This window comes from Pseudoalteromonas sp. XMcav2-N (assembly GCF_024124545.1).
Classification (GTDB): domain Bacteria; phylum Pseudomonadota; class Gammaproteobacteria; order Enterobacterales; family Alteromonadaceae; genus Pseudoalteromonas.
In genome coordinates, this window is record NZ_JAMXSF010000037.1 from 1 (window position 1) to 4,461 (window position 4,461).

Annotated in this window: 4 protein-coding genes and 1 pseudogene; all 5 read right to left on the reverse strand. The window is 40.8% G+C overall.

Translation table 11 applies throughout. The features are described 5' to 3' along the window. Positions 1-349: 349 nt before the first annotated feature. The 5 genes and pseudogenes from NH568_RS23830 to NH568_RS23850 all read right to left on the reverse strand — a co-directional run bounded on the left by NH568_RS23830 (position 350) and on the right by NH568_RS23850 (position 3,600). Positions 350-667 carry a hypothetical protein gene (locus tag NH568_RS23830; protein WP_253111266.1) on the reverse strand — a complete coding sequence of 106 codons (318 nt, stop codon included), beginning with the start codon at positions 665-667 and terminating at the stop codon, positions 350-352. A gap of 496 nt (positions 668-1,163) precedes the next feature. After that, a pseudogene (locus NH568_RS23835) lies at positions 1,164-1,649 on the reverse strand (DUF2947 family protein). A 45-nt stretch (positions 1,650-1,694) separates the two neighbouring features. After that, positions 1,695-2,225 (reverse strand): hypothetical protein, encoded by a 531-nt coding sequence (locus NH568_RS23840; RefSeq protein ID WP_253111268.1) that lies wholly within the window; start codon positions 2,223-2,225, stop codon positions 1,695-1,697. A 100-nt stretch (positions 2,226-2,325) separates the two neighbouring features. After that, positions 2,326-2,658 carry a hypothetical protein gene (locus NH568_RS23845; protein ID WP_253111269.1) on the reverse strand — a complete coding sequence of 111 codons (333 nt, stop codon included), beginning with the start codon at positions 2,656-2,658 and terminating at the stop codon, positions 2,326-2,328. 594 nt (positions 2,659-3,252) lie between these two features. Next, positions 3,253-3,600 carry a hypothetical protein gene (locus tag NH568_RS23850; RefSeq protein ID WP_253111271.1) on the reverse strand — a complete coding sequence of 116 codons (348 nt, stop codon included), beginning with the start codon at positions 3,598-3,600 and terminating at the stop codon, positions 3,253-3,255. Positions 3,601-4,461 lie beyond the last annotated feature (861 nt).

Here is a 4,461-nt window from a genome sequence, read left to right on the forward strand (position 1 = left end):
TCTTCAACAAGTTCAAGGTGGCTAAATAATGACATAATTAACAAGTAGATGGTGATAAAAGTGGGCGTTATTAGATCAGAAAAGCGGCGGGTGTTAAAGCCTTTTTACAAAGTGTGATCCCGCCGTGGGTAAAGAGGTTAGATGACGAAAAAATTATGTTATGACGGGAGTAAAATTATACTGGGCTATGCGCGAATACGTGCGCTTGATATATCGGCTCTGGAGGCCTCAATTATGAGGGGATCCCCCCAGCGCTTTGTTGAGCGGCTTAAAATAGTTTGACTACAATATTGAAGAAGGTGAAATAGCCAACTTTTTTACGTCCGATTAACCAATTTTTTATATTTACTTATTGATTATAGATCCTGATCATATGAGCTTCTGTCATATAATTAGCGGCTGAACAATCATAATTATCAACGGAATAACCTATCACAACTTTTTTTCCGGTTGCTTGCGCCGTGAGTAATGCACTATACCTTTCTTTCGTACCGTCATCTTTATTAAGAAACCCTAGAGTTCTCCAACTGGCTCCCTCTTGTTGATACATTACTTTCTGTCCTTCAATTTGAATATTAAGAACTTTGGCTGCGGGACAATCTGTTCTAGCAGCTAATGCAGGTAGAGAAACTAAGGCCATGATTGATAAATGTAGTATTTTTTTCATTGGTAAATCCGTTATTGAGGAATGCTTTGTGAGCATAACTATTTAGTATTCATGCGTACGCAGTACGCATAAGCGCTTGTTGAACTGGGCCATTCCCTGCGCGCCGTATCCGGCTGGTGCAGTTTATGCTATGGGAATTTGTTTTTGATGAGTAACTTCTGTTTTGAACCGTTTGTGACTTAAACCGTTACAACGTGACTCATTCCATGCCCGAACAACGTGATTTATGCGTATTATTAGACCCACTATTTTCCTATTTGACAAGATGTTGTAGTTTCGACATAGCCTGACTTACTCCCCCCTTGCATATTGCATTGGCAGAGTCGCCTCACCGATATATTCTTTTGCCAGGCAACACTTACACAGACAGATTAATTGTGGCTATCACGAAACAAAACTGAGTGGTGCTAAGGTAGATCCCGGCTCGCAAGCGCCCGGGATGACGGACTGATTATGCGGCTCGCCTGCATAAAGAATAACCGCACGGTGTATACGACTACAATGTTTTAGGCTCACCACGTTTCCCTAACCAAGCAGCGCCGTTACTCAATACTAAAGATTCTTCTCTTTGAGCAAGAACCAAAATACAGCCTTCGTCTTCATATAGAAAATTTCCCAAATTTCTTCTGAAAACTCCCCAACTAGTTCTGATACCTATTTCTTTCATCCAAAACACAAAGAGAGGGCTGTGTTCTTGAATGCCAACACTTTCCAAGTGGTTGCTAAACTACAAGAAATTATCGTTATTCCAACTTTCTTGCCAATGATACCAACACGTTTTCGCGGCAACGATCTTGGCTGGCCACTCATCACAATTCATTTGCATGAAATGGCGACTGACTGCACTAACATATTCGTTCCACTTCTCAATGCACTCTCTTTTACTAAGGATATCAACCTGTGCGAGATCCTTTGACGGCATTTTAGGGTCATTATAAAACACTCCGGAAATCTCTTTGGTCATTACATACCTCTTAAACATAATGCTTTGGTAAGCAGCCGGGCGGAACGAAGCTTGACCAACTTGTTACGTTGCACTGACTCGAGCCTGATGATTAAAAAACAGCACCAAATTCCGTGCCGTTGTTACCTTCCCGTAATAAGGATTACTTTCGTAGCCCTCAAGACTTCGGTTAGTTCTTTGCGCAATTTCTTCGGCTAAATCTAGTTCGAGATCATATTCATCAAGCATCAACGTATCGAACAGACTATCGGAGGCCTTTATAGGCACATTTTCCTTAGTTGGAAGTGCAACTTGAAGCTGTTCATAAACTGCTCGAATAATCCAGGTATCTACTACCTTTGGATCAAATTCCCTAGCAAATTCACAGATAGATAAACCAATACGCCCTTTACATAAATTTTGATAATATCCTTCAACTTTAGGCTGATCTATTGCGCCCCAAACCGTTACCAATAAACCGGCTCCTGCAATCACTAGCAAGTACAAAGGCTGATAAATAAGGATTGCCACCGCTATTACGAAAAAAGTAATTAACAGTAATTTACTTGCCTTTTTAGGCTCATACCTGAGCATGAATCGTGATGCTTTCTGCATACTTTACCTCGCAATGTAACGCCTTAATAGGCTGCCCACATAGCGCCACTACACTCGATAGCGCCCTTGTGCAAACCCAACGGCACATACTGGGTCAGACTTAATTGGCTTGTTTACTGTTTACTATTGCTGAAAACAGAGCTTCTTTGTTTGGTTTTGATATTTCGCAAAATGTAATGCCAAAAGGCAAAACCCAGAAGTAGACTGGTTTGATCCGAAGTTTATATATTGCATGTTCCTGCTCTATGAACTCAAGTTTGAGCTTGTAAAACCCTGAGTCATAAATGATGTTGCCGTTTTCTATCCGAAGCTTATTTACAGGGGCATCAAGGAAGAAGTTGATTTGCATGCCGAAGATGGGGCTGATTTTGTAGTGAGTCAGTCCGTTCTTCTCGTACAGCTTTGAGTTAGCAGTGCCTAGCGGTATATCCAAATGACAGTTAACACCCAAATTTAAGTAATCCCCAGGTAATCATCTTTAGAATCAATGTGATGGATACGTACTGCATTGTTTTATCTAATTTATTTCGCCAAAAACTAAATGGGTAACAACACCATGCGTGATATCACTATCCTACATGATATGCTCAGAAAAAACTGCCCCCAAATTCATGCCCGGCGCCTTGATTCATTAATGCTGACAACCGAAACTTTGCTCGATTGCAATCTACACCCACTTACAGAGCTGAGTCGAGATATGAAGTGTCCTGTCGCTGCCAAGCACAACATTAAACGTATGGACCGACTGCTTGTAATACCGCCATGTATAACGAGTGGCTTGCTATTTACCGCTTCCATGCGCGCCTGATTTGTGACGCTAGTCCCATGCCTATCTTGCTGGTCGACTGGGCCAATGTGCGCGAGTAAGTAACGCTGGGTGTCCACATAGCTCTATCGACATAGCTCAATTGGAAGGTATTCACTAACTCTCCAGCAATATTCGACTTTTATAGACTAAACACCTGGCGCTTTGTTAATTGTCCCAACGAACGAAGAGAGTGAACTTGAGCGACTTGTTATAAGCACTTTACGCTATACTCTCACGATAATTTGACCACAAGTTTACCAAGTGGACATAGATTTCCGTTTTTGAAGTAGGCTCACCATTACCTTGAATGGAACTAGCTTCAGCATGAAAAACTGTATCTACTACAGCATCAATTTCATCAAATGATAATTCCAAAGCAATAAAATCTGTTAGATAGTTACCTTGATGCAACGGTGGTTTCTCTACTTTTTTATTCAAAATTGCTTCTGCAATTAAAGCAGCCTCAGACATACTTGCTTTACGCAAAACATCTAGGGTTTCTTTCAAGTCTTGTAAGCGAAAAACGTTTGGTTGTTCGCAAATACTTTTATATTGCTCAGAGTTCATTAGTGCTTACAATACCCGCCTAGCCAGCTAAATAAAGGTTGGTCAAATTTTGCAAGGCACGAACACAAACCAACCTTTATGTGTCCGATTACCTTAAGGCGTTTGTTATGTTGCGTTTACTCGCTTTTGTTTATACCAGAATATCGCTTCGTAAATACACAAAGCTCCAAGCCCACCTGCCCAAATCTGAAATGCTAATACTATTTCCGGTATACCACAAGCTCCAGAATATGCCTGACCCCAGTGCCAAAGGTAAGCGGGGAAATAAGTAAAAGAGGTAATAAATAATAAAGGAACCCAAACTCTCGTTCGAGCTGAATACAACCGCAATAAAATTGCAGTAATCAATAGTACTAAAGCTAATGTAAAATATAGTTTGGCTTGAAGCTCGTGAGACTCAATAAGCCCTTTAGGAGGCTGAAAGCATGCGTAGGAGTTGAACGAAACCAAAGCAAAAAAAATTGAGACTATAATTCTGAGTATAGTTTCCCTAGCAACATAACACTTTATGCTACCCCAATCATGTCGGAACATAAACTGACATCACGAGCTGTATAACATAACCTCATGGTCCCACGGAATAAACTCAAAGTAAACAATCTGTTGCAACTGTCAAAGTCACAGCGATGTGAAATATGGACAAATAATAGATGATAGGAACTGATTCAAAGTTGCCACTTTACTCTACAGAACGGGTATCGGTGAATGTCCCCCAAAATTTTGAACCGTTTGTGGGCGTTGTTTCCTAAATCATTGAACTAATTTGGTCTCGTGCGATCAGATCTCAAAAGCAAACACCGAGACTGAACTTTGAAAGAAAAGCGTATCACTAACTGGCGTGATTACAACAAAGCCCTTATC